At 43.6% G+C, this 26,027-nt stretch carries 25 protein-coding genes; 2 read left to right on the top strand and 23 right to left on the bottom strand.

Translation table 11 applies throughout. The features are described 5' to 3' along the window. Positions 1–40: 40 nt before the first annotated feature. The gene (gene rpsT / locus INP51_RS03690; protein ID WP_193736385.1) at positions 41–304 is read right to left on the bottom strand and encodes a 30S ribosomal protein S20; all 264 of its coding nucleotides are present in this window, start codon (positions 302–304) and stop codon (positions 41–43) included. A gap of 180 nt (positions 305–484) precedes the next feature. Between rpsT and gpr the strand changes: the two genes are divergently transcribed. Further along, positions 485–1,384 (top strand): GPR endopeptidase, encoded by a 900-nt coding sequence (gpr, locus tag INP51_RS03685; protein WP_193736384.1) that lies wholly within the window; start codon positions 485–487, stop codon positions 1,382–1,384. Here the strand turns inward: gpr and holA are convergent. Together holA and arfA are read right to left on the bottom strand one after the other, a co-directional pair. After that, positions 1,362–2,348, bottom strand: a complete 987-nt coding sequence (gene holA, locus INP51_RS03680; protein ID WP_193736383.1) for a DNA polymerase III subunit delta — start codon at positions 2,346–2,348, stop codon at positions 1,362–1,364. The genes gpr and holA overlap by 23 nt on opposite strands. Positions 2,349–2,362: 14 nt before the next feature. After that, positions 2,363–3,859 (bottom strand): arabinosylfuranosidase ArfA, encoded by a 1,497-nt coding sequence (gene arfA, locus INP51_RS03675; RefSeq protein ID WP_193736382.1) that lies wholly within the window; start codon positions 3,857–3,859, stop codon positions 2,363–2,365. A gap of 211 nt (positions 3,860–4,070) precedes the next feature. Here arfA and INP51_RS03670 point away from each other — a divergent pair, with 211 nt between their 5' ends. Next, a complete protein-coding gene (locus INP51_RS03670) occupies positions 4,071–4,859 on the top strand; it encodes a helix-turn-helix transcriptional regulator (protein WP_193736381.1) in 789 nt (262 codons plus the stop codon). A gap of 35 nt (positions 4,860–4,894) precedes the next feature. On the opposite strand, the gene INP51_RS03665 is transcribed toward INP51_RS03670, so the two are convergent. From INP51_RS03665 to INP51_RS03570, 20 genes are all read right to left on the bottom strand, one after another. Continuing rightward, a complete protein-coding gene (locus INP51_RS03665) occupies positions 4,895–5,578 on the bottom strand; it encodes a D-lyxose/D-mannose family sugar isomerase (protein WP_193736380.1) in 684 nt (227 codons plus the stop codon). 134 nt (positions 5,579–5,712) lie between these two features. After that, the gene (locus INP51_RS03660) at positions 5,713–6,714 is read right to left on the bottom strand and encodes an asparaginase (RefSeq protein WP_193736379.1); all 1,002 of its coding nucleotides are present in this window, start codon (positions 6,712–6,714) and stop codon (positions 5,713–5,715) included. A 162-nt stretch (positions 6,715–6,876) separates the two neighbouring features. Then, the gene (gene rny / locus INP51_RS03655; protein ID WP_408610544.1) at positions 6,877–8,385 is read right to left on the bottom strand and encodes a ribonuclease Y; all 1,509 of its coding nucleotides are present in this window, start codon (positions 8,383–8,385) and stop codon (positions 6,877–6,879) included. 204 nt (positions 8,386–8,589) lie between these two features. Further along, the gene (locus INP51_RS03650) at positions 8,590–9,213 is read right to left on the bottom strand and encodes a regulatory protein RecX (RefSeq protein WP_193736377.1); all 624 of its coding nucleotides are present in this window, start codon (positions 9,211–9,213) and stop codon (positions 8,590–8,592) included. Beyond that, positions 9,194–10,243, bottom strand: coding sequence for a recombinase RecA (recA, locus tag INP51_RS03645; protein ID WP_193736376.1), 1,050 nt, complete (start codon positions 10,241–10,243; stop codon positions 9,194–9,196). The genes INP51_RS03650 and recA overlap by 20 nt, the downstream gene beginning before the upstream one ends. 200 nt (positions 10,244–10,443) lie before the next feature. After that, entirely contained in the window at positions 10,444–11,886 is a 1,443-nt protein-coding gene (glgA, locus tag INP51_RS03640) for a glycogen synthase GlgA (protein WP_193736375.1), read from the bottom strand. Positions 11,887–11,976: 90 nt separating this feature from the next. Beyond that, positions 11,977–12,759, bottom strand: coding sequence for a sporulation transcription factor Spo0A (spo0A, locus tag INP51_RS03635; protein WP_193736374.1), 783 nt, complete (start codon positions 12,757–12,759; stop codon positions 11,977–11,979). Between the two features lie 256 nt (positions 12,760–13,015). Further along, complete coding sequence (spoIVB, locus tag INP51_RS03630; protein ID WP_193736373.1) at positions 13,016–14,218, bottom strand: SpoIVB peptidase; 1,203 nt, start codon at positions 14,216–14,218, stop codon at positions 13,016–13,018. A gap of 78 nt (positions 14,219–14,296) precedes the next feature. After that, positions 14,297–15,988 (bottom strand): DNA repair protein RecN, encoded by a 1,692-nt coding sequence (gene recN / locus INP51_RS03625; protein ID WP_193736372.1) that lies wholly within the window; start codon positions 15,986–15,988, stop codon positions 14,297–14,299. A gap of 16 nt (positions 15,989–16,004) precedes the next feature. Then, a complete protein-coding gene (locus INP51_RS03620) occupies positions 16,005–16,460 on the bottom strand; it encodes an arginine repressor (RefSeq protein WP_193736371.1) in 456 nt (151 codons plus the stop codon). A gap of 21 nt (positions 16,461–16,481) precedes the next feature. Further along, positions 16,482–17,318 carry an NAD(+)/NADH kinase gene (locus tag INP51_RS03615; protein WP_193736370.1) on the bottom strand — a complete coding sequence of 279 codons (837 nt, stop codon included), beginning with the start codon at positions 17,316–17,318 and terminating at the stop codon, positions 16,482–16,484. A gap of 14 nt (positions 17,319–17,332) precedes the next feature. Next, positions 17,333–18,136, bottom strand: a complete 804-nt coding sequence (locus INP51_RS03610) for a TlyA family RNA methyltransferase (protein WP_193736369.1) — start codon at positions 18,134–18,136, stop codon at positions 17,333–17,335. Continuing rightward, positions 18,133–20,073: a 1-deoxy-D-xylulose-5-phosphate synthase gene (gene dxs / locus INP51_RS03605; protein ID WP_193736368.1), complete on the bottom strand. Its 1,941-nt coding sequence runs from the start codon at positions 20,071–20,073 to the stop codon at positions 18,133–18,135. Before dxs ends, INP51_RS03610 begins: the two co-directional genes overlap by 4 nt. Positions 20,074–20,130: 57 nt before the next feature. Continuing rightward, positions 20,131–21,009: a polyprenyl synthetase family protein gene (locus tag INP51_RS03600; protein WP_331463505.1), complete on the bottom strand. Its 879-nt coding sequence runs from the start codon at positions 21,007–21,009 to the stop codon at positions 20,131–20,133. Between the two features lie 7 nt (positions 21,010–21,016). Then, a complete protein-coding gene (gene xseB, locus INP51_RS03595) occupies positions 21,017–21,232 on the bottom strand; it encodes an exodeoxyribonuclease VII small subunit (RefSeq protein WP_193736366.1) in 216 nt (71 codons plus the stop codon). Beyond that, positions 21,225–22,460, bottom strand: coding sequence for an exodeoxyribonuclease VII large subunit (gene xseA, locus INP51_RS03590; protein ID WP_193736365.1), 1,236 nt, complete (start codon positions 22,458–22,460; stop codon positions 21,225–21,227). Before xseA ends, xseB begins: the two co-directional genes overlap by 8 nt. After that, positions 22,457–22,900 carry a transcription antitermination factor NusB gene (gene nusB / locus INP51_RS03585; protein WP_193736364.1) on the bottom strand — a complete coding sequence of 148 codons (444 nt, stop codon included), beginning with the start codon at positions 22,898–22,900 and terminating at the stop codon, positions 22,457–22,459. Before nusB ends, xseA begins: the two co-directional genes overlap by 4 nt. A 5-nt stretch (positions 22,901–22,905) precedes the next feature. After that, the gene (locus tag INP51_RS03580) at positions 22,906–23,301 is read right to left on the bottom strand and encodes an Asp23/Gls24 family envelope stress response protein (protein WP_193736363.1); all 396 of its coding nucleotides are present in this window, start codon (positions 23,299–23,301) and stop codon (positions 22,906–22,908) included. A 167-nt stretch (positions 23,302–23,468) separates the two neighbouring features. Next, the gene (locus tag INP51_RS03575) at positions 23,469–25,061 is read right to left on the bottom strand and encodes a peptide chain release factor 3 (protein WP_193736362.1); all 1,593 of its coding nucleotides are present in this window, start codon (positions 25,059–25,061) and stop codon (positions 23,469–23,471) included. A 285-nt stretch (positions 25,062–25,346) separates the two neighbouring features. Further along, positions 25,347–26,024 carry a SpoIIIAH-like family protein gene (locus INP51_RS03570; protein ID WP_230406868.1) on the bottom strand — a complete coding sequence of 226 codons (678 nt, stop codon included), beginning with the start codon at positions 26,022–26,024 and terminating at the stop codon, positions 25,347–25,349. Between the last annotated feature and the right edge of the window lie 3 nt (positions 26,025–26,027).

Below are 26,027 nucleotides of genomic sequence, written 5' to 3'. Positions count from 1 at the left end.
ATGGAAACCTCTGATTTTATCTGTTTTATCTATTTATGCGTTATGCGATTGAGTTTACAGCCTTGCTCAAACGTGCAACTTTTCTGGATACGTTGTTCTTATGATAAACGCCCTTCGAACCTGCCTTTTCGATTGTCGAAATTGCGGCTGTAAGTGCGCTCTGGGCAGCAGCCTTATCTTTTGCCTCAACAGCTGTTTCAACTTTCTTAATCGAAGTTTTTACAGCAGATCTGACTGCTTTATTTCTTTCTGTTCTTGTCTGTGCTACCAGAATTCTCTTCTTCGATGATTTAATATTTGCCAAAGTTACACCTCCTGTATACCTGATATCATTTTTATCTTTGCCGTCGGGGCAGACACGGACACTCCGACGAACATACTAATTTATCTTATACTTTTTATCTGTCATTGTCAATACATATTTAAATGAAAAATGCAAAAGATAAGATAAGCCTTAAAAAGACCTGCAAAGGAGACGATCCAAATGAATCAGTACAAAGTGCGAACCGATCTTGTCATGGAGAATGGTGAAAAATACGAAAAAGACAACGTAGAGATACCCGGCGTTAAGATCCGAAAACATTATAATAAGGTTAAAGATCTTCGTACCACTTGGGTAAAAATCGAAACTGAACATGGGGCACATCTGATGGAAAAACCAATTGGCACCTATATCACGATGGAAGCTCCTTCTATGACAGCAGATGACGACGATTACCACCGAGAAATCTCTGTAGAACTTTCGCGTCATTTAAAAAAACTGCTGCCCGCCCATCCAAATTCCGTCCTTGTCGTAGGACTTGGAAATCAGGAAATCACCCCGGATGCCCTTGGCCCCGATGTCATCAATAATCTGCATATTACCCGACATCTTGTACGTGAATACGGATACGCCGGTCCCGGCACAAAAGGTGCCCCGATGATCAGTGCGTTGGTACCGGGTGTTATGGCCCAAACCGGAATGGAGACGATGGAAATCCTCCAGGGTGTCATAGCAAAGACAAAGCCGGACTCCGTCATTGTCATCGATGCTCTGGCGGCCCGCAATACCAAACGTCTAAACTGCACGATACAACTGACTGACACCGGAATCAGTCCCGGTTCTGGCGTGGGGAATTACCGCTGTGCTCTCACAAAAGAAACGCTTGGCATTCCCGTTATTGGAATTGGCATTCCCACCGTGGTAGATGCCGGGACGATCGTCCATGATGCCGTTTCCAACTTATTGGAAGCTCTGGAAGAATCCGAGATTCAGGAATTCTTAGGCGAAATCATAAGCCCTTCGCTGATGTCTATGTTCGTAACCCCAAAAGATATCGACGAGACAATCAAACGTCTCAGTTACACAATTTCTGAAGGCATTAATATGACTTTTTCGAGCTAAACCGGATAATCAGCAGTTCCACACTCATGGCATCCGAAAGCCGCCCTGTCTTCACATCTGTCTCAGTTGTAATACAGTCATCCATGGCGGCACGCAGCTGCTCCATGGAATAGCTGCGTGTCATAGGCAGATACTTTCTTACCACAAAATCGCGAAGACCTGTTCGTTCGGCGATTGTATGGATATCACTTCCTTCAAGCTGCAGGCCTTTCACCTGCAGCATCATATGGAATTCCCTTGCGATCAGTGCGAGAATTTTCATGGGCGATTCTTTTAACGAAAGAAGATCATAGTATAGATCCAGTGCCTTTTTCTGCTGTTTCGCTGTCACTGCCCGGACCATATCGAAGATCTGATTCGTGATCTGGGCGGTACATATCGTTTTGATGTCCTTGTCTGTGATTACGTCTCTTCCCATTGTGTAACAGATCAGTTTTTCAAGTTCTCTTTCTATATTTCCCATATCTGTGCCCGTCACCGTAAAAAACAGATCCAGATCAGACTTTGTGATCTTCTTGTTTTCTCTTTTTAGCGTTCCCAAAACCCATCTGGCAAGTGTTTTCTCATCCTGGCTCACGAATTCTACAGTTCTTCCGTATTTCCTGACAGCCTTGTACATACGGCTGCGTTTGTCAACTTCACTCTCCACGAATATCATGCAGATATAATCCGGAAGTTCGGCCATATAGTCCGCCATCCGATCTGCTTTATTTTTAAAGAATCCCGTATCCTGCAAAAGAATGAGACGGTGATCTGAAAAAAAAGGCATCGTCTCAGCCAGATCTATGATTTGACCTTCGTTTTGACCTTTTCCCTCAAATTCGGAATAATTCATTGTATCTTCCTGATTCAGTGCATGACACAGTTTGTCCCGAAACTGAATCTTCAGATATGTTTCCTCTCCATAAAGCAGATATACTCTTTTAAAGTCTTTATTCTTTATATCTTCAATGATACTCTTCATACTTTCACTCCAATTTACCTTTCCAGACGGATTACATGAAAACTCTTGTCGCAAAGTAAGGCATGTAAAATACCATCCGTCACTTTTGCATTCTGAGTTTTTACAGGTACTACACAATCGGGATGTTCTTCTGTATTGACAGCCTTCAGATCCGGATTTGTCAGCACAAGATGTTCCTTCACCTGATATCCCTCAAATTGACGAAGATCACAGGAGAGTTCCATAGAATCCGTCAGGTCTTTGTTCACTGCAAAGATTGTCAGAGCACTCTGTTCCTCATCCATAATGCAGACTGCATCGAGATACGACGCGTCTCCGTGAGAGCTCTCATAACACGGTGCATCAGAAAGTGTGCCTAAGACTGTACCACGGCCATATCGGCTAATCAGCTCAAAAGGATAATAAATGGTCTGTTTCCACGCCCCTGTATCTGAGGTCATAATCGGTGCGATGACGTTGACAAGCTGCGCAAGACATGCAATTTTCACACGGTCTGCATGCATAAGCATCGTGATCATCATCCCGGCAACCAACAGTGCATCTTCAAAATTATAGATGTCCTCCAGCTGATGAGGTGCTTCGCACCAACGCTCCAGTTTCTGATCCTGTTCATGGGAATGGTACCATACATTCCATTCATCAAACGACAGGTTGATATTCTTATGTCTGCGTTTTTTTGCTTTTACCGCATCACAGATGGATACAACGGAACTGATGAATTCATCCATGGCAACTGTGTTGGCCAGAAAATCTGGTGTGTTATTATCTTGATTCCCATAATATTGATGAAGGGAAAGATAATCTATCATGTCATAAGCTTCTGAAAGAACCGTATCCTCCCAGGTACCGAACGTATCTATCGTAAGGGATGAACTTCCGCATGCCACAAGTTCAATCGACGGATCCACCATCTTCATGATGCGGCCGGCTTCAGCGGCGATCCTGCCATATTCCGGTGCCGTCTTATGTCCCATCTGCCACGGACCGTCCATCTCATTGCCCAGACACCACAGTTTAATGTCATGAGGATTCTGATAGCCGTGTTTTTTTCTCAGATCGCTGTAATACGTACCGCCCTTGAGATTGCAGTATTCCACAATGTTTTTTGCATCATCCACACCCCGAGTTCCAAGATTTACCGCCATCATGGCCTCTGTATTTGCTTTTTTTGTCCAGTCCATGAATTCATTCAATCCGAATTGATTCGTCTCGATGACATTCCATGCCAGATCCGTTTTTCTGGGGCGTTCATCTTTTGGTCCTACGCCGTCCTCCCAGTGATATCCAGATACAAAATTTCCTCCCGGATAACGTACAACCGGAACATCCAGCCGGGTAATCAGTTTTGCGACATCTGTCCTGAATCCCTGTTCGTCCGAAAAGGCACTTTCCGGCTGATAAATTCCTCCATACACAGCCCGTCCGAGATGTTCGATAAAGGATCCGTAGATCCTCTTGTCTACTTCTGCAACTTTAAAGTGTTTGTCAATAAATAAGTTTGATTTTTTCATCCTCTGCCCTCTCTCTTCTTTGTATGCTTTTTCATGCAAGCATGAACAGCATACTCTTTTCGACTCTTGGTATCAATTACCTAATTTCTTTTAATATTGACATTTCTTCCGGTTCTGTTATTCTTTTCTCAGGTCTTGGATATTTTTTATGTTTTATGCAAAAACTATTTGCAGATATTTCATCTGCTTACAGTTGCAGAAAGGAGTTCTTATGATTTCAATTGATTATTGCGGATATCACACACACAATCCTGACTGTGAGTTGATCTATCGTCCGTCTGGAACAGCTAGCTATCTCTTCCTTTTAGTCCTTGCTCCGATGACTTTTCGCTTTCCAGGCCGCTCTGCGTTAAAAGTGAGATCAGGAGCATGTATCCTCTACTCTCCCGGACAGTATCAAAATTATCGGGCAGATAAAGAGTTCTTCAACAGCTATGTTCATTTCAGCTGTGACCGTAAAATTGTAGATCAATATGATATCCGGCTAAATGATATACTTTATCCATACAACACGGACGAGCTGAACTGGCTGCTAAAGCAGATCTATCAGGAGTTCCTAAGTCAGATGACCTTTTCTGAAACTATGATGGAACTTTATATCCGACAGCTTCTGATCCTTCTTCACCGCGGGCAGTGTCAGGAGTCCGTGCCGACAAAACAGCATCAGAATATATATCCCCAGCTTCTGGCGCTTCGCGGACAGATGCTGGGGAACTGTGAACAGAACTGGACCATCGAACAGCTATGTAAGATTCTGCATATCGGAAAGAGCCAGCTCTATATCTATTACCAGGATTTCTTCCACTGTTCACCTAAGGAAGAACTTATACAAGCTCGATTTTCCAAAGCAAAATACCTGATGAGCAATGATGCTGTTACAATCAAGCAAGCTGCTCTCGAATCCGGATTTCAGAACATTAATCATTTTAACCGTCTTTTTAAAAGTCAGTTTGGCTGTACGCCTGGCGAATATCGAAAAGCAGCATTGCATTCATCCTGACAGAATGGGTTTGCCACGCTTACAGTCAGTTTTAGTTATTCTCTGGCTTTGGGATATTCAAAGCAAAGGAGACGGTATGGCTCTTCGTCCTCTTCAATCTTTGGAAAACGGCCGACCGGCGGATTGAAGCGGTTGTCTGTATTGTCATCGTTACACATGGAAACCTCACCAATCAGGACATCGCCAGTCCCCGGTTTGACATCGAAATCGTGGTATTGATGAGGCCACAAGGTGATGCTCTGCCCAGGTTTTAGCTCAACACCTGTGCCCGCAGGCACATAGTAAGATCTGCCGTCGGAATTCACGCAGACATCCGTGTCGGCAAGTTCCTCATTGCCATCATCGTTATAGACGTGAATGATCATCGTTCCGCCGCCTCTGTTGATAATATCCTCTGATTTCTTCCAGTGAAAATGCATGGGAGAATGCTGTCCTTCTTTCAACATCAGTAATTTCTCTGCGTATACTTTTTTGTATTTGGGATTATTCTGATTTCCGTTACGCAGCGTAATCAGAGCGAACCCTACCTTGTCCCAGTCTTCCAGGCCATAATCTGTGATATCCCATCCGAGCATGTTGTCACGAATCTCGTCATACTCATGGCCCTTGTCTTCCCATTCTTTTGGTGTCCAGCTGCAAAATGGCGGAAGATGGAATCCATTCTCCCTTACCAGTCTTTCCATGTCCTTAATACAAGCATTAATCTTAGAACGTTTCACTACGATACCTCCTCTTATTATAATACACGGATTGTTCCGCACCGCGTGATAAATCTCACAGATTAATCATACCCTGTTATATCTTGCCTGTAAAGAAAAACATGAGAAGAAAGCCCGACCGGCCATCGATGATCTCACTTTGGAATGCTCACTTCTCCGGCGAGATCCATAAGAAAATACTCTTCCATCTCGTGATGATTCTGTGACTGTCCAAGCACCCACATAAATTTTGTGACGGCTGTCTCTGCAGTCATGTCGTAAGCCTGAAAAACTCCTCCTTTGAGTGCCTTACGTCCCGTCTCATAGACAGACAGGTTGCTTCCCTCATATCGGCACTGGCTTCCGACCAGCACCACCATACCCTGTTTAATTACCTTTTCCACAGATGCTATAAAATTCTGATGAAGAAACGGCATTCCGCCAAGTCCGAATCCTTCGATGTAGACCCCGCGATAACCTTGCTGCTGCAAAAAACCCAAAATGCCGGGATCGATTCCAGGATAAAGCTTCAACATGAATACTTTCTCCGAATAATTCATCTGCGGACGGAAAATCCCCTTTCTGGACGGAATCTGATTCTCATCAATGTGAAGACCCAGTGAGCTGATCTCTCCCACGTTCGGATAGTTAATGCTCTCAAACGCATCAAAGCTCACCGTACGGACCTTGGATGCTCTGCATCCTAAGATCACCTTCCGGTTAAATGCCACAAAAACCCCTGGATAACCACTCGCCGCCATGTGAATCGCACATCGGCAGTTCTCCATCGCATCCGCTACCGGATGAGAAATCGAAAGCTGGCTTCCGGTAACCACCACCGGAATCGGAATATTCTGAAGCATAAAAGTCAGCATAGATGACGTATAGGCAAGTGTGTCGGTCCCATGAATTACCACAATCCCCTGATACTTCTCATATTCATCCGCGATCACTTTGGCAAGCTTTGCCCAGTCTTCGGGAAATATATTCGCACTGTCCACAGAACTGTAATCTTTCATTTCCACTTCAATATCTTCAGCTACCATATGCATCTTTCCAAGAATCTTCTGACTGCTAAGTCCCGGAACCAGGCCCTCTTCGCTTTCCACAGAGGAAAGCGTCCCTCCGGTATTTAAAATCAATATTTTTTTCTTCATGTCTTTGGCCCTTTCAGATTTTCCTGTTTACACTTTTCTTTTATCATTTGTGCTTTTGAGATCATTATACATGGGAATCAATCTCGCGCAAACGAAAAGGTCATGATCTTCATCGTTTTTTGATGAAAATCACAACCTTTTATGTTTACTAAAGAAAATTACTTATTTCGCGTAGTCTGTTACGCGGCTTTCGCGAATTACATTCACTTTGATCTGTCCTGGGTATTCCAACTCTGCCTCAATCTGTTTTGAAATACTTCTCGCCAAAAGTACCATCTCGTCATCATTGATCTGATCTGGTATCACCATAACACGGACTTCTCTACCTGCCTGAATAGCAAAAGACTTGTCCACTCCCTGAAAAGAGTTTGTAATATCTTCTAACTGTTTTAATCTGTTTGTATATGTTTCCAATGTCTCTCTTCTCGCTCCCGGCCGAGCTGCTGAAATAGCATCTGCAGCCTGTACGAGACATGCAACCAGAGACTGTGGTTCTACATCACCATGATGGGATTCCACCGCATTAACAACAATCGCAGGCTCTTTGTACTTACGACAGAGATCAACACCAATCTGAATATGGGATCCCTCTACTTCATGGTCAATGGATTTTCCAATGTCATGCAGCAGTCCTGCACGCTTTGCCAAGCGCACATCTGCTCCTACCTCACCGGCAAGCAAGCCTGCCAGCTGTGCCACCTCAATTGAATGCTTCAATGCATTCTGTCCATAGCTGGTACGGAATTTCATACGGCCTAAGAGGCGGACCAATTCAGGATGAATGCCATGTACGCCGACTTCAAGAGTCGCCGCTTCGCCTTCTTCACGAATCGTTGCATCCACTTCTTTTTGTGCTTTTGTAACCATTTCCTCAATGCGAGCCGGATGAATTCGTCCATCAACAATTAATTTCTCTAATGCGATACGTGCCACTTCTCGTCTGATTGGGTCAAATGAAGACAGCACTACCGCTTCCGGTGTGTCATCGATAATCAAGTCCACTCCTGTAAGAGTTTCCAGGGTACGGATATTGCGCCCTTCCCTGCCTATAATTCTCCCCTTCATCTCATCATTTGGAAGCTGTACTACGGAAATTGTGGACTCCGAGACATGATCTACTGCACACTTTTGTATCGCGGTAACCACATATTCCTTTGCTTTTTTGTCTGCATCGGCTTTCGCCTGTGTAACTAATTCCTTATAAATTTTTGCAGTGTCAATTTTAACTTCGTCTTCAACAGATTTTAAAAGATATTCTTTTGCCTGTTCGGAGGTGAGACCGGATATTCTCTCCAGCTCTTGTACTCCCTGATCATGTAACTCGTTGATTTGCTTTCCTTTTTTTCTAATCTCTGCTTCTTTTGCTGTAATATCATTTTCGCGACGCTCTAACGCATCGGCTTTCCTGTCAATTGATTCTTCCTTGGACAGTACTCGCTTTTCATACTTCTGCAGCTCCAGCCTTCGTTCCCGATTCTCTTTTTCAGCCTCATTCTTAGCTTTTAAAGATTCCTCTTTAACCTCTAAAAGTGCCTCACGTTTCTTAGTTTCAGCAGTTTTCAACGCCTCATCTATAATGTTTCTGGCCTTTTCCTCTGCAGTGCCAATTTTTTCGGCATCTTCCCGGACTTTCTTGTCAACTGCAGTTTTGCTAACAACAGGAACCGCAATAAGTAGAGTAACACACACAGCAACAATTGCAACTATTGCAACTATCACAGGAGCACCTCCTTATTTAGTTTTCATTGTTCATTCACAACACCTCAATTTTATACTGTTTTTTACCTTTTGTCAATCAGTTTAACCATTACACTGTGAAAAGGTATAACCATATATGGACTTGTCCACGGATGGTTATACCTTTTCACAGCTGTTTTAGTAATGATATGATTCAGCCTCACGATAGCCTTGAAGCACCTTTTTGACCTCTGATCCATTGAATCCGCGGCGCATAAGATAGCCATACAGGCGCCGCATCTCCTTTTCATCTATAGGATGTGGCTCTCCTGCTCTCCTTTGCACAAGATTTTCTATGACAGACACCTCAGATTCTCCCTCGTATGGCTTCAGGGCTTCCAAGATATACGATTCGGATACCCCTTTCCTCTCCAGTTCCAATCGAATCCATCTGGCGCTCTTTTTTTCACGCATGCTTCTCACATAGACTTTCGCATATCTGGCATCATCAATATAATGATAACTTTTTACATAATCAACTGCACAGTCGATAACTTCATCGGGGTGCCCGTCCCTTTTCAGCTTTTCTCTGAGCTGATGTTCCGTCCGGTCCTGTGCTGTAAGCAGATGCAGTGCGCGCAGCTTTGCACGCTTTTTCAGGACTTTCTCTATGATCTCTTCATAAGTCGCATCAGAAAGTTCCATGCCCTCTTTGATGTGATAACGGGACAGCTCACTTTTGTATAACACAAAATCAGACTGCCCCTCTGTTATCACCCGACTTTTTTTCTTCGTCAGCGGTTTAATTGTCTGTATCATCATTGCCGGTATCCGCCTCCGGTTTCTCATCCTGTTCGATCAAACCATAACTTTCCCTCACCTGCAGTTCCACCTCATCGCAGACATCCGGATGCTCAGTCAGATACTGCTTTGCATTCTCACGCCCCTGACCAATCTTGGCATCGCTGTATGCATACCATGCACCGCTTTTCTGTATAATACCCAGATCTGAAGCCAGATCGAGGACATCTCCTTCTTTGGAAATGCCTTTTCCAAACATAATATCGAACTCTGCCTGCTTAAACGGCGGCGCCACCTTATTTTTCACCACCTTGATTCTGGTGCGGTTTCCGACTACTTCGCCGCCTTGCTTTAACGCCTCAATTCTTCTCACATCAAGTCTGATGGACGCATAGAACTTCAGGGCACGGCCACCTGTCGTAGTTTCAGGATTCCCAAACATGACACCGACTTTCTCGCGCAGCTGATTGATAAAGATTACGATGCAATTTGATTTGCTGATAGCAGCGGTCAGTTTACGAAGTGCCTGCGACATCAGTCTCGCCTGCAGTCCTACATGGGAATCTCCCATCTCACCGTCAATCTCCGCCTTTGGAACCAGAGCGGCAACAGAATCGACAATTACGATATCCACTGCACCCGATCGGACCATCGTCTCTGTAATCTCCAGAGCCTGTTCTCCACTGTCCGGCTGTGAGATATAGAGATCATCGATATCAACCCCAATATTTTTGGCATAGGCGGGATCCAAAGCATGCTCAGCGTCTATGAATCCTGCAATTCCACCTTTTTTTTGAACTTCTGCAACCATATGAAGAGCCACAGTTGTCTTTCCGGATGATTCCGGTCCATAGATCTCCACAATTCTTCCTCTTGGAACGCCGCCCAGGCCGAGGGCAATGTCAAGGCTCAAAGAGCCTGTGGGGATCGTCTCCACATTCATATGTGCACTGGCATCTCCCAGTTTCATCACAGAACCCTTTCCATATTGTTTTTCTATCTGTCCGATTGCAGCCTCAAGGGCTTTTAACTTCTCATCTTTATTCGACATATTCTCTCCTTATCCCGCAAACATATGTTCGCACATTATGTATATCGTATTACACTTTTTGATTGTTGTCAATATCTTTTGGGAAACTCGCAGGAAAACTGCCATGTTGAATTACAGTTTTAATCTACCATAAAAGCAGAGGAACGTCAAGCAGAGGCAGCTTTCGGCCTTTGCCGGAATCTGCCTCTGTCCTGTGCTAATTATTCTGAAAGCCAGTCATATAGCTCCTGATATTCAAGTGCCGAATGATTCCAGGAATAATCCACTGCCATTGCACGGTCTACGATCTTGTTCCACGCTCTTTTCTTGTCATAATAAGTCCGCTCGGCATATCGAATAATTCCCAACATCTCATGGGCATTATAATTTTTAAAACTGAATCCTGTTCCGGTTCCCTCATATTCATTGTAAGGTTCTACTGTATCTGCAAGCCCCCCCGTCTCACGTACAATCGGAAGGGTCCCATATCGCAGACTCATCAGCTGACTTAAACCGCAGGGTTCAAACAAAGACGGCATCAGAAATGCATCCGCTGATGCATAGATCTTATGCGACATTTCTTCAGAGTAATAAATATTGGCTGATACCTTGTCTCCATATTTCCATGCAAAATGCCTAAACATATTCTCGTAACGGGCTTCTCCCGTTCCGAGGACTACCAGCTGAATATTATCCTGGCATATCTCATCCATCATATAAGCAATCAGATCGAAACCTTTCTGGTCTGTAAGGCGAGACACTATTCCGATCATCATAACTTTGGGATCAACGGTCAATCCAAGCTCCCTTTGCAGGGCCGTCTTATTTTTCACCTTTTCCTTTCGGAAATTCTTAGCTGAATACTTTCTTGCAATGTTTTTGTCCGTAAGCGGATTATACTCCTCGTAGTCAATACCATTTGGAATCCCGCGGAGATTTTCTGAGCGAGCCCGCATCAACCCATCGAAACCCTCTCCATAAAAGGGCATCTGAATCTCTTGGGCATAAGTTTTACTGACCGTGGTAATTGCATCCGCATATACCAGACCGCCTTTCAGATAACTGGCGTTCTTCCTATATTCCAGTTTGTCCGGCGTAAAATAATAATCAGCAAGACCTGTGATATTCTTAATTGTACTGATGTCCCATACACCCTGGAATTTAAGATTATGTATCGTTATAACCGCTTTTATTCCACGGTAAAACTCTCTCTGCTGAAAACCATCTTTTAAAAACACAGGAATCAGGCCCGTCTGCCAGTCGTGACAGTGGATAATATCCGGGCGAAAACCGATCGTCGGCAATGCAGACAGCGAGGCCTTGCTAAAAAAAGCAAATTTTTCAAGATCTTCCGGTATACCCATATAAGGCCTGGGCCCTGCAAAATGTTCCTCATTGTCAATAAAATAGAATTTGATTCCCCCATATTCAAGTTCAAAGATTCCCACATACTGCTGACGCCAGTTTAAATCCATATAAAAGTGATCCATGTAATGCATCTGTTTTGTAAATTCTTCGCCGATATCAGAATACTTTGGAATCATAACACGTATATCATAATTTTTTTTCGAAAAATATTTTGGCAAGGATCCGACCACATCGGCCAATCCTCCGGTCTTGATAAAAGGTACCGCTTCTGAGGCTGTAAATAATACTTTTTTCAATCAGTTTACCTCCCTGTCCTTGTCCTGCTAAACATATAAATTATAGCATAGAACCCCACGATTGGAAAGCATCTAAACAGCTTTAGCGGATCAGTTCTTATACTCAAGCCTGATTTTATCTGCTATCAGAGCAATAAATTCGGAATTCGTAGGTTTCCCTTTTCCGTTACTGACTGTATAGCCGAACAACGCGTCTATCGTGTCCATCTTGCCTCTGCTCCAGGCCACCTCAATTGCATGGCGAATTGCACGTTCCACCCTGCTCGATGTTGTCTGGTGTTTCTTTGCAATTGTGGGATACAGAATTTTTGTTATCGAATTAAGCATCTCCACATCTTCTACGGAAAGTATAATTGCATCTCTTAAGTATTGATATCCTTTAATATGTGCGGGGACTCCTATCTCATGAATAATATTCGTAACATCAAGTTCCAGGTTCCTTTCCTGTGGCTGTGGTGTATACTCATTCATCCTTACTTCCCCTCGTCTGGTTTCTCTTCCTCCTACCGTTTTTATTCGACTAAGTACCACGTCATTGTCAAAGGGTTTCAGAATGTAATAATTCGCTCCCAGATTAAAGGCATCCTCAGTGATTCTGTCCTGCCCAACCGCAGAAATCACAATAAAGGCAGGCTGTTTCTTAATCGTTTGATCATTAGATACTTTTTCCATGATTGTAAGTCCGTCCATTTTGGGCATAATAATGTCCAGCAAAACAACATCCGGATTTTTTTCCCGTATGATATCGTAGATGTCCTTGCCATTATCTGCCTGTCCTACCAGTTGAAGTTCTTGATCACCTCTAATAATGGTAGATAGTAAATCCAAAATTCGTTCATTATCATCTGCAACTGCAATATTCAGTTTTTCCATAGTACAGTATCTCCTCCCGTTGTTCCTGCCATAATCAACCCCGATATTGTCTGATTATGATGTGTGGGAAATGGAGGGCGCCCTTTTAAGATATCTTATTTCCAAACACTAGATTCATTATAGGTTTTAAATCTTCTAAATTCAATAGAAATTTCCAAATACTAGTAGTTTTCTTTCGCATTTTTCCTATTCAAGTTACAGGAAATTACATTTTATCTCTATTTTCAACATTTTCCGTCAATTATTGTCAAATAAATCACTGGTCAAGCATGTTTTCTATGAAGATTCCGTAGCCGCATGTTGAATCTGCAATAAACACGTGAGTGACTGCTCCTATGATTCGGCCATTTTGGATAATCGGGCTTCCTGACATTCCCTGAACAATCCCTCCGGTTGTGTTTAAAAGTCTCTCATCTGTTACAGAGAGTTCAAAGCACTTGTTCGTATCCGTCTTTCCAAGATCTATGTGATCAATTTTCGCCTGATATTCATTGATAGACCCATCAACACTACACAAGATTGTCGCAGGTCCTTCTTGAATCTCCTGTTTCATGCCGACCTCATATGGTGTAAGCGGCAGTTGATCGCGGTCTTCCTGATCAATACTCCCATATATTCCAATTTTAGTATTTTTATCAATTCTTCCCATGATATCCTCATCCCGATAGCGAATGACACCCCGAAGTTCACCCGGACTTCCCCGACTTCCCTTTAAAACATCCAGAATCTCCGCATGATAGAGCTCGCCTTTGCCAAGTTTCAGCAGATCTCCGGTGTCGGTATCACTGATTCCATGTCCGAGGGCTCCAAAGTGGTTCTCCTGCGTCACATATGTCAAAGTTCCAATTCCCTGTACATTATCCCTGACCCATATCCCAAGCTTATAGGAACCGTCTTCTGCCATCACCGGACTAATCTTAAGATCGAGTGGCTGTCCTTCTCTGATAACCGACAAAACCATGGCGCTGCCATCGCCCGAGGCTACTTTCTCTATCAGTTCCTGTTTGTTTTGCAGCTTTTCTCCATTCAGCTTTTCTATATAATCACCCGCTCTTACGATATGTTCCGCCGGCTTTGAAAGCGTTCCTTCTGCAGTCTGGATTTCCCCGGAATCTACAATTAGAATCCCTTCAGTCTCCATATAGATCCCAATGGAACTTCCACTGGCATATACGGATGGACGATCTACCTTTTCTACCTTCACAGTTTTCAGCGGAATCAGATCCGCCAGTTTCACATCCACTTTATATGACCCGTTTCCCGAAACTTCCATATCTTCTGAATAGGTGACGTAAGGATGCGTGGTCAGTCTGCCTAATGGATTATCATCATCCTCACAGTAATGGATTTCATCCGGAATAGAATCCCGGAAATTGATATATGCGTATATTCCGGTTCCTACGCAGGCAACTGTCAGTAATATAATTGTCAATCTGCGATATTTCTGCCTTCTAGTCATTATTATCACATCCTTTCTGTCAAAAAGGACACATGACTTAACATCATGTATCCTTCCTAGTATGTGATAATTCAGCTATTATAATCGGGAAGATTTTTGAATCCGCGCCAATTCTTTCATCTCTTTTGCATTCTCTTCCACTGCTTTTGTAATCTTTGCGCCGCCCAGAATCCGTGCCAGTTCCATAATTGACTCTTCTTCCGACAGCTTTTGGATTATCGTCTTTGTCTTCATTCCTTCTGTGAATTTTGAAATTTCAAAATGTTTGTCTGCCATAGCAGCAATCTGTGGAAGATGTGTGATCGCCAGAACCTGATGGTTCTTTCCGATCTGATTCATCTTTTCGGCAACTCTTGATGCTGTCCGACCACTAATCCCCGTATCAATTTCATCAAAAATCAATGTCTCCGTGTCATCTTTGTCTGCCAGAATTGTCTTGATCGCCAGCATTATTCTGGACAACTCGCCACCCGATACCACCTTGGCCAGTGATTTTAGTTTTTCTCCCGGATTGGTTGAAATCTGGAATTCAATACTGTCATATCCATTTTGTGTATACTGCTCCAACCGCTGAAAATCAATTTTGAACTTTACACTTTCAAAATTTAAATCCTCCACTCCTTTTACGATTTCCTTTTCCAGCCTGTTGCTATAGAATCTCCGTTTTTCGGATAAATTATGTGATGATGCCTCAAGTTTTTCCTCTGCAGTTCTCAAATCTGCAGCAAGTTTTTCTTTGCGCTCTTCATAATGAAGCATTTGCTGAAGTTTTTCATTTTGTTTTTGCTGATAATCCAGAATCTCATCAATCGAATTACCATATTTTGATTTTAAATGATTGATGTCGTCCAGTCTGTTTTCGACCTCAATGAATTCTTCTTCCGAAAAAATAAGATTTTTTGACTGGTAATCTGAAAGTTCCCGGTTGAAATCGTTCAAAAGGCCTTCAATATCTGTAAGAACCTTTTCCATTTCACCTAATGCACTGTCATATCCAGAAATCTGAGAAAGTTCCCGGATTGCTCTGCCGATCTGTTCTCCGGCTCCGTTTTCATCCTCATAAGCAGAAAGAGTATAGACTTGATTCAGACTTTCTGCAATCTTTCTGGCATGAAACATCTTTTTATACTTCTGCTCCAGTTGTTCATCTTCTCCTCTTATCAGGGATGCAGATTCAATTTCATTGATTTCAAATTCCAAAAAATCGATTTCTCTGGCTCTTCCCTCTTGGTCCATCTGATATTCGGATAGTTCTTTCTTGATTTTTTTGAAATTTTTATAGCCCCGCTCTACTTCAAGGCGATCTTCTCTGATCTCTTCCTGGGCATATGCGTCCAGTATGGCAAGCTGCCGGTCTTTATACAACAAGGACTGATGTTCATGCTGTCCATGAATATCAAGAAGATCCGAAGAGATATTTTTAATCTGTGCAGCCGTGCAAGTCTCGCCATTAATCTTGCTGATGCTGCGGCCTTCCGTCAGTTTGCGGGTGATAATGATCTGTCCATCGGACACATCAATCTCCATCTCTTTTAATTTTTTCACAACTTTGGAATTACTGGTTTGAAAGACCAGTTCAACTAGGGCAGACTGTTCCCCTTTTCGAATCATCTCTTTTGACATTTTCCTGCCAAGTGCCAGATTTACAGAACCTATGATAACAGACTTTCCGGCTCCTGTCTCACCGGTCAGAATATTGAGACCAGAGCCAAACTCCACTTCAATTTCGTCAATCAGAGCCAGATTTTTCACATGTAAATTCGTCAACATAATATCGCCTCAATGATCAAAAGCTCTCCAGTGTCTTCTTTAGTTTATCTATAACCATAAGTGCATCCTCTTCGGACCTTGCCGCACACATAATGGTATCATCTCCTGCTATACATCCTGCAATTTCACTCCAGGCCAGCTCGTCCAAAGCCGCAGCCGCAGCCATAGCCATACCAGATACGGTTTTTAGAACAACGATATTAACAGCCAGATCCATTGAGATCATGGATTCTTTCAGGATTCTGATATATCTCAGCAGAACCTCCTGGTCTGTGGTCTGCTGCTCCGCATATTTTGAATGTCCGTCTTCTTTTGTAATCTTCATCAGTTTCAGCTGACGGATATCTCTGGATACGGTCGCCTGTGTAACCTTAAATCCGCTCTCATTCAGCCTTTTTGCCAATTCCTCCTGCGTCTCAATATCATACTGACTAATCAGCTTTAATATCTGTGCATGCCTGGCAATCTTCATGTTGCACCTCCTTGTGATCTTCTAGGTATTCGCCATCTTCTTCCGCAGTACTTCCAGAAAACTCCTGTCACTGATCTTGACAATTCTGGTGTCCTTTCTCGCTTTTTGTATCTCTATCCGATCTCCGCTCACCATATGTGCACGGTTTTCTCCATCAAAAGTGGCTACTCCGCGTTCGAATCGTCCATCTCGCCCTGCACCGAACTCTACCGTTATCTTATCCTTTTCCGCGAAGATAATACTCCTGGTATTCAAGGTATGCGGTGCAAGAGGTGTCATGAGCAGCATAGATGCATCCGGGGAAATGATCGGACCGCCTGCTGACAAGCTGTATCCGGTAGAACCAGTCGGAGTCGATATAATGATCCCGTCTGCATGGTAACTATTCAGAAAATTATCATTTACAAAATTATTATAATCTACCGCGCGGGGAATTCCGTCGCGGGTCATCACAATATCATTCAGTGCAATATCATTGCTGATCAGTTTATCTTCATGATAGACACTGCCCATGAGCATCATTCTCTGTTCAATCTTATATTCATCGGCGATCAGAAGATCAAGCCCATGATAAAGACTTTTCAGATCGAGTTCTGCCAGATATCCGAGTGTTCCAAGATTCACCCCTAACAAAGCGACATCCTGATCCACGACTTCCCGGGCGGCACGAAGAAGGGTTCCATCTCCGCCAAGTACAAGAACGCATTGGACAGCGGAAGGAATCTTTCTGCTGTCATGCGGCTGTTCTTCCCTGATATAGCAGCAGCAGCCATGTTTCTTAAGATAATCGGATATCTCATGCGTGACTACAAGATTTTTGTCTTTCATTGTATTCGTAATGATATAAAATTGCTTCATCTTTTCAACCTGCTTTACTTATCTAGTTCTTTGTGTGCCCCGGCAACAACTTCTTTTACCGGGAGCTCTTCCCTGTCATGCGGATGGCCGGTTTTTGCCAGGTGAAGCAAATATTCAATATTTCCCTCAGGGCCTTTAATTGGAGAAAAGTCAAGATCACAAAGCGAGAAATCAATCGTTCTGGCATAATCCATCACTTTTTGAATCACTTCTTCATGCACAGCAGGGTCTCTCACAACGCCCTTTTTTTGTACCTTTTCTCTTCCTGCCTCGAACTGCGGCTTAATCAGACAGACCACCTCACCCTCTTTCTCCATCAGATTATATACCGGCAGGAGCACCTTTGTAAGGGAAATAAAAGATACATCAATTGAGACAAAAGATGGTTTGCGGTCAATATCCTCCGGTACGACATATCGAATATTTGTCTTCTCCATACAGCGGACTTTGGGATCATTTCTAAGTCCCCAGTCAAGCTGTCCGCGTCCCACGTCGACCGCATAGACAAACAATGCACCGTTTTGCAGCATGCAATCTGTAAATCCGCCTGTGGAAGAACCGACATCCATACAGATTCTGTCGGAAAGATCGAGGCAGAACTGCTTCATGGCTTTTTCCAGTTTCAGTCCTCCGCGGCTGACATAGGGAATCGGATTCCCCAGCAGAGTGATATCTGCTGAATCATCAAACATCGACCCCGCCTTATCCTCTCGCTGCCCGTCGACAAATACATCCCCGGCCATAATGACTACCTTTGCTTTTTCTCTGGATTTTAAAATTCCTTTTTTTACCAGAAGTACATCTAACCGTTCTTTCATCTCTTACTATTCTCCAACTTTTCTTCGCTCAAACTTTCCTCTTCATTCGTACATTCTTTCGCATCTATCTTTTCCTTTGGATGGAAACGCTCATGCAAAAGAATACGTGAGACAATCCCCTGCGTATCAAGGCCCGTGATTTCCTGCTGATGTTTTACACTTCCGTGTGATACAAACTGATCCGGAACCGCCATGATCTCTACCTCAACCTTTAGTTTCTCTTCCTCTGCATACACAAGGATCTGCTCTCCGAAACCGCCGCTTATCGCATTCTCCTCAACCGTAATCAGACAGTCATGGGACAAGGCAAGTTCTTTGACAAGCTCTTTGTCAAAAGGTTTGACAAATCTCATATTCACAAGCGTTGGATTAATCCCCTGCCTTTGCAGATCTCTTACAGCCTCCCCTGCAGTGCTCACCATATTCCCGACAGCTAAAATTGCAATTTTCTCACCACGGTGAATAACTTCTGCTTTATGGGGTTCTATTCTTTCCCGATGCTCTTTCATCCCATCACAGGCTTCTCCTCTCGGATATCGGATTGCCACAGGACCACTTGCATGAACCGCATATTTCATCATATCGGATAACTCCCATATGTTTTTTGGCGCCATAACTGTCATATTGGGCATCATACCCAGATATGACAGATCAAACACTCCCTGATGCGTCCTTCCGTCTGCACCCACCAATCCGGCTCTGTCGACGGCAAATACCACGTGTAGATTCTGCATACAGACATCATGGATAATCTGATCAAATGCTCTCTGCAAAAAGGTTGAATAGATGGCCACAACCGGAATAAGGCCCCCAAGAGAAAGTCCCGCTGCGAATGTCACTGCGTGTGCCTCTGCAATTCCAACATCGAAAAAACGTTCCGGAAACATGTTGGCAAAACGCTTTAGTCCTACTCCTTCTTTCATGGCGGCTGTCACAGCCACTACATCAGGTTCGCGGTCTCCCATCTTCCGCATGACTGTAGAAAAGATATCCGTCCATGTAGGTTTTGTATGTTTTTTAGGAATTCCTGTATCAATCTCAAAAGGAGATGTTCCATGAAATCTGGACGGATGCCGCAAGGCCGGAAGATACCCACGCCCTTTTTGTGTAATGACATGGACTATGACCGGACCTTCGACACGTCTGGCATCCTGAAACACCCTCGTCATAGTTTTAATATCATGTCCGTCTACCGGACCCAGGTAGGTAATCCCCATGTTCTCGAAAAACATGCCCGGTATCACAAACTGCTTGATACTGCTCTTCGTCTTTCTGATTGCATCCACCATTCCTTTACCGACACCGGGAATCTTCTCGAGGGCTGTCGTGACATCAGTTTTCAGCCCTGTGTAGGCAGATGCTGTCCGCATTTCGGCGAGATAACTGGATATTCCACCCACACTTGGCGAGATGGACATGTTGTTATCATTTAAAACAATAATAAAATTGGTTTTCAGATTTGACGCGTTGTTTAGAGCTTCGTATGCCATTCCTCCGGTCAGGGCCCCATCACCGATGACTGACACGACGGTATAATCCTTGCTTTTCAAATCGCGTGCCTGTACATAACCAAGACCGGCAGAAATCGAAGTAGAACTATGCCCCGTATCAAAAGAATCACACGCACTTTCCGTTCTTCTTGGAAAACCGCTGATTCCCCCTTCCATGCGAAGCCTGTCGAATTCCTCTTTTCTTCCGGTCAATATCTTATGAGTATATGCCTGATGACCCACGTCCCAGATTAATTTGTCATTGGGAAGATTCAGCACCCGATGCAGCGCAATCGTCAGTTCCACGGTTCCGAGATTGGATGCAAGATGTCCCCCTGTTTCGCTCAATTTCTCCACGAGAAACTTTCGGATCTCCTCTGCCAGCTGCGGCAGACGCTGTTCCGGTATCCGCTTAATATCCTCTGGTCCGTTTATCTGTTCCAACATTCCTCTCATCCTTTCATCTGTCTTAAAAATCTAGATGTCTCCCTGACGGGCGGGATTTTATCTGTCCCGAAAAGCAAGATAAGACAGTAACTCTTTCATAAACTCTTTTTCGCCCGGCAACGTGTCAAGAAGCCGCAAAGCCTCCGATGTCAATTGTTCAACCTCACCTTTGGCACCTTGTACTCCCATAAGAGTCACATAGGTCGTCTTCTGATTTTTTTCATCGCTGAACACCGGCTTCCCGAGAACTTCTGTTGTACTGGTAACATCCAGAATATCATCTTGTATCTGGAATGCCATCCCAATTTTTCTCCCGATCTGCTCCATACAGGTGATTTCACCGCGCGATGCACCGCCGAGTACAGCTCCAATCATAAGCGGGGCTTCCAATAGTGATGCTGTTTTGTTTCGGTATATATGATCCAGTGTCTCTTTGTCTAAATGCTCCACATTATTTTTTTCATTTGTAACATCCACACTCTGACCGCCCAGCATTCCGTGAATACCCGCCTTTAAAGTCAGAATAGTAAGAGCCTCGATGGTATTGTTCTTATCATCTGCATAAGAAAAGGCTTTCATCGCTGTCTCATATGCGAGATTGAGCAGAGCATCTCCGCTTAACACACCGAGTGCTTCTCCAAAGACTGCGTGGGTGGTCTTCTTTCCTCTTCGATACAAATCCCCGTCAATTGCAGGCAAATCATCATGAATCAGAGAATGAGTATGTATCATTTCGATTGCAGCCATAAAAGGCTCCACAACCGCATGGCTTCCGCCCACCATATGGTAGCTCTCATACATAAGCAGCGGCCGAATTCTCTTTCCGCCCGATTTCATGCTATAATTTATGGCATCTGTTAGGGCGCAAGCAAACTCTTCGCCATCTGGAAGATATCTTTCGATTACCGATTCCACCCAATGTGTCTTTTGATTCAATTCATCTCTAAAATTCACTGATCTCACCATTTCCATTTATTTTAAGCATCTTTTTCTCAACTGTATCGATCTTGCTGCTGCATTCTTTTAGAAGTTCCATTCCTTTTTTATAAGTCTGAAATGATTCTTCCAGACTGATGTCCGGCTTTTCAAGTTTCTCTACCAGCTTATTGAGTTCATCAAAAGACTGCTCAAGTGTCAATTCATTGTCTTTATCAGCCATTTTCTTCCCCTTTTGATAACATTTCCCGCTCTGCAGGGACAACCGTCTTGATCTGTGCTCCCAGTTCCCCATCGCTTACCTGAATTTTCACATAGTTTCCCGGATTAACCTGACTGATCTTCGTGACCGCATGTCCCGTTTCATCTTCAACATAAGAAAATCCCCGGTTTAATCTGTCCAGTGGTGACAGTCCTTTGAAATGCTGAATATATAAGGACAGACGGTGTTTTTCCCCTGTCAGCACACGTTCCATCCGGTACTGGATACGTTGTTCAATCTCAAGCAGCTGCTGTCTCTTCTCAATAATCTGATTTTGGGGATTCAGATAATTCCACCTGGTTTCATATCCCTCTAATCTTCGTCTCGCAAAGATCACTTTGTTTTGCATAGAATACCGGAGGTGTTTCTGGTATTCTTCCATCTGATTGAAAAGACTGCGGATATCCGTCACTGCAAGTTCCGCTGCAGCAGAAGGTGTCGGTGCACGAAGATCTGCCACAAAATCAGCAATTGTTGTATCTGTCTCGTGACCGACCGCTGAAATCACCGGGGTATTACAGTTGAAGATGGCTCGGGCAACACTTTCCTCGTTAAACGCCCACAGATCTTCTATAGAGCCGCCGCCTCTGCCGACGATGATAACATCGAGATTCATCTGATCCAGCGTTTCGATCCCCCGGACAATGCTTTCCTTTGCACCTTCTCCCTGCACGAGAGCCGGGTACAGAATAATCTGAATATATGGATTTCTGCGATAGGATATATTGCGGATATCCTGAATTGCCGCCCCGGATGACGCCGTTACCACGCCCATCTTTCTCACATAGGCAGGAATTGGCTGTTTGTACTCCGAGGCAAACATCCCCATCTCCTCAAGCTCTTGCTTAAGTGCCAGAAAACGCTCATATAAGAGTCCTGAGCCTTCCCGTTTTATTTCTTTTGCATAGAGCTGATAGTGTCCGCTCTTTTCATAAACATTGACACTGCCCCCGACGACGACTTTATCCCCATCTTTCATCTGAAAGGCAAGACCTCTTCTGCTTCCCGCAAACATTACGCAGGAGATCGCTGACATATCGTCCTTCAAAGAAAAATAGATATGTCCGGAAGGATGATATTTTAAATTACTGACTTCTCCTCTGACATAGATTCGGCTCAACATAAAGTCCTGCTGAAACATGCGTTTAATATAGGTATTTACCTGTCCTACTGAATATATACTGCTCAAAGTTCTTCCTCTGGCGATTCCGGAAAGCGATCCCTTACAACCTTTCCCAGTATTCCATTGATAAAGGACGCTGATGTATCGCCTCCAAAACGTTTTGCCAGTTCAACAGCTTCATTGATAGCCACTTTTACAGGAATCTCATCATCATAGATCATCTCGTATATGGCAAGCCGCAGGATGGAAAGATCAACTTTACTCATACGATTCAGTTTCCATCCCGTTGCAGATTTTTTGATCAGCTGATCAATATCTTCCCGATGATCACGGATGTGCTCGTATTTCCGTTCTATATAAGAACGGTCCTGAGCGTCTGTGCTCTCATAATTCTCATCAAGTGTATCCATGTACAGAGAAACTTGTTCGGGCATCTCATCATCACTGTTGAAATCGTCAATAAACAATAGTTTAAATATACTCTCACGTAACTCTCTTCTCTTCATCTGTATTACTCTGACTGCTGCATATCAACATCCGCAATATTGACATTTACATCAGCTACCTCCAGTCCTGTCATATTCTCAATGGCAGATTTCACTTTTTCTTGTACCACGGCGCTGGCTTTGGGAATACTGTAACCATATTTGATATTGATATCCAGATCTACGCTGACTACTCCTTCTGCGACTTCTACTTTTACTCCTCTTTGAAGTTTCTTCATCCCAAGCTTTCCAATCAGCTCATTCGTTATATTCCCTGCAATGGAAGCTACTCCTTCTACTTCGGTGGCAGCAAGCCCGGCGATAATGGCCACAACCTCATCCGCAATCTGTACAGTTCCTACTGTCTCATCATCATATATCGTATAGGTGTTATTATTCTTAGTATTCTTGTTTTCTGACATAGCGCTAAAACCTCCTTTTGGGTTTGTCTGTTCTACTATTATAACAAAAAGGTTTAGAAAATAAAAGGTTATTTAAAGTATTTCGCTTTTATCTCCGATTAAACACAAGAAAGATCATCCACCATAATGCATACAGGCAGACAATCTTTTCATTTTTCTTTGTGTTATTAATTTTTGCTGAACTCAGCAAGCCTTAACCCTTCGTTTCGTTCTTGAACCATGCCTACACTCCAGGAATTTGCAAACAGAAGGAGGGGTCTTTCTTTTAGATCCATAACGGTCTTCATATCAGATGTACCGACGATCTTATCCACTTCTACTTCATCTTTGTTCTCGATCCATCGGATATATTCATATGGAAGTGTTTCCAGACGAATCTCGACGTTGTATTCATTCGTCAGGCGATATTTTAAGACATCAAATTGCAGGACACCGACAACACCTACAATGATCTCTTCCATACCTCCCTTTAGCTCCTGAAAGATCTGGATGGCACCTTCCTGTGCAATCTGATTGATTCCCTTAACAAATTGTTTTCGTTTCATCGTATCAATCAGGGAAACTCTTGCAAAATGTTCCGGTGCAAAGGTTGGGATCCCCTCGTATTGAAAGTTATCACCAGTGGCACATACTGTATCACCGATAGAAAAGATTCCAGGATCAAATACTCCTATGATGTCTCCCGCATAAGCCTCCTGTACTACATGTCGGCTGTCCGCCATCATCTGCTGAGGCTGGGACAGGCGCAGCTTCTTACCTCCTTGTACATGGTACACTTCCATTCCGGCATCAAACTTTCCGGAACAGATCCTCATAAATGCAATTCGGTCTCTGTGGTTCTTATTCATATTCGCCTGAATCTTAAAGACAAACGCAGAAAAATCTGCATTAACCGGATCAATTTCCTTCCCATCTGCAACTCTGGGAAGCGGTGATGTTGTCATCTTAAGAAAATGTTCCAAGAATGTCAAAACGCCGAAGTTTGTAAGCGCCGACCCAAAGAACACCGGCGTCAATTCTCCCTTGTCGACCAGATCCTGATCAAAAGAAACACTGGCCCCGTCAAGCAACTCAATCTCATCACCAAGCGTGTCAACTTGTTCCTGATCAGCAAGACTTCTTTCAACCAGCTTGTCCGCATCAACATTCTCTTCCTGTCCCTCGTGTGTACCTTTCTGGGTATCCGAGAAAGTCATCACCTGATTTGACTCCCGATTATAGATTCCTCTGAATTTTTTCCCTGAGCCGATCGGCCAGTTGACCGGATACGTTGCAATGCCGAGCTCCTTTTCGATCTCATCAAGCAGGTCGAAAGTATCTCTTGCATCGCGGTCCATCTTGTTTATAAAAGTAAAAATTGGGATATGTCTCATCACACAGACTTTAAAAAGCTTTCTTGTCTGTGCCTCTACACCTTTCGATGCATCAATCACCATCACTGCAGAATCTGCAGCCATCAAAGTCCGGTATGTGTCCTCTGAAAAGTCCTGATGTCCGGGCGTGTCCAGAATATTGATACAGTAGCCCTCATAATGAAACTGGAGCACAGATGATGTCACAGAGATTCCTCTCTCTTTTTCAATCTCCATCCAGTCCGATACGGCATGCCTGGCAGTCGCCTTTCCTTTAACCGATCCCGCCTGATTAATTGCGCCTCCATAGAGCAGAAACTTCTCTGTCAAAGTCGTCTTTCCAGCATCAGGGTGAGAAATAATCGCAAACGTACGGCGTCTTTCTATTTCCTTTGTATAATCAGCCACTAAAAAATCCTCCTAAAACCTTAAAATAATTGTCACCCGTGTGTCAGACTCATAATTTAGGGCTCTTTTTGAACCAATGAGCAAAAAGCAAATGTCTCCTCTTCAGGATCCGCCTGCTCTTTGAACTCACTGGTCAAGTATATTATGTCTCTTACTTTATTATTCATTGGTTAAATGTCTCCTCAAAGCAGCTTAACTGACTGCCTGTAAACTATGAATTCTCTAATCGTGCTGCTCATAGTTGTATTTTACACTAACTTATGTATTTTATCATATGGATGATAGTCAGTCAATCGGTGTTATTACAATATTTTCAGGCTGTGTACCTGTTTTGCGCTTTACGATATCTTCAATCTGAGCTCTCTGATCATCTCCCAGATTGTTTTGGGGCACAACAACATCCACAGTTTCACCGGTCATATTCACGACGACATCCTCGAATCCCTTTGCTTCCAATAACAGTTCTGCCGCACCCTCTTTTTCCACAGCATCTGTCATGTCAACCATACTTTTGATTGCACCTTGTCGTTCATCCTCTGACAGCTGCGTATTATTAATGATAGAAAGCAGAGTTTCCTTATTCTGAGAACGTGTTTGTTCTCTGTCGAGTCTTGCCTGAGCAAGATACGTATTGGCTCCGGTGAGAACTGCTTCTCCAGGTGTATCCGTTGCGGCGTCTGCATCCGGGTTGTCAGCAGCATCTTCCGGTTTTGCCTCATCCGTCTTGTTCTCCTCCGGTGCCGCATTCTCCGCGGTTACATCCGTTATATCGGTATCCAGACTTTCAATGTCCTTAAGTACTGTATCATCTTTTTCCGCCTTGGCATCTTCAGTTTTGGCTGTTGCCTCTTTGCCTTTTTGGCTCAAGTTTTTATCTGCATAATTAATATACCCGGCTACCGCAATCATAACCGCTAATGCTGTAATTATGATCTGATTTTTCTTGAACAGTTTTTTCTTCAAAAT

It is taken from the genome of Blautia liquoris (assembly GCF_015159595.1).
Taxonomy (GTDB): domain Bacteria; phylum Bacillota; class Clostridia; order Lachnospirales; family Lachnospiraceae; genus Novisyntrophococcus; species Novisyntrophococcus liquoris.
This window is presented reverse-complemented; position numbering and strand designations above follow the sequence as displayed.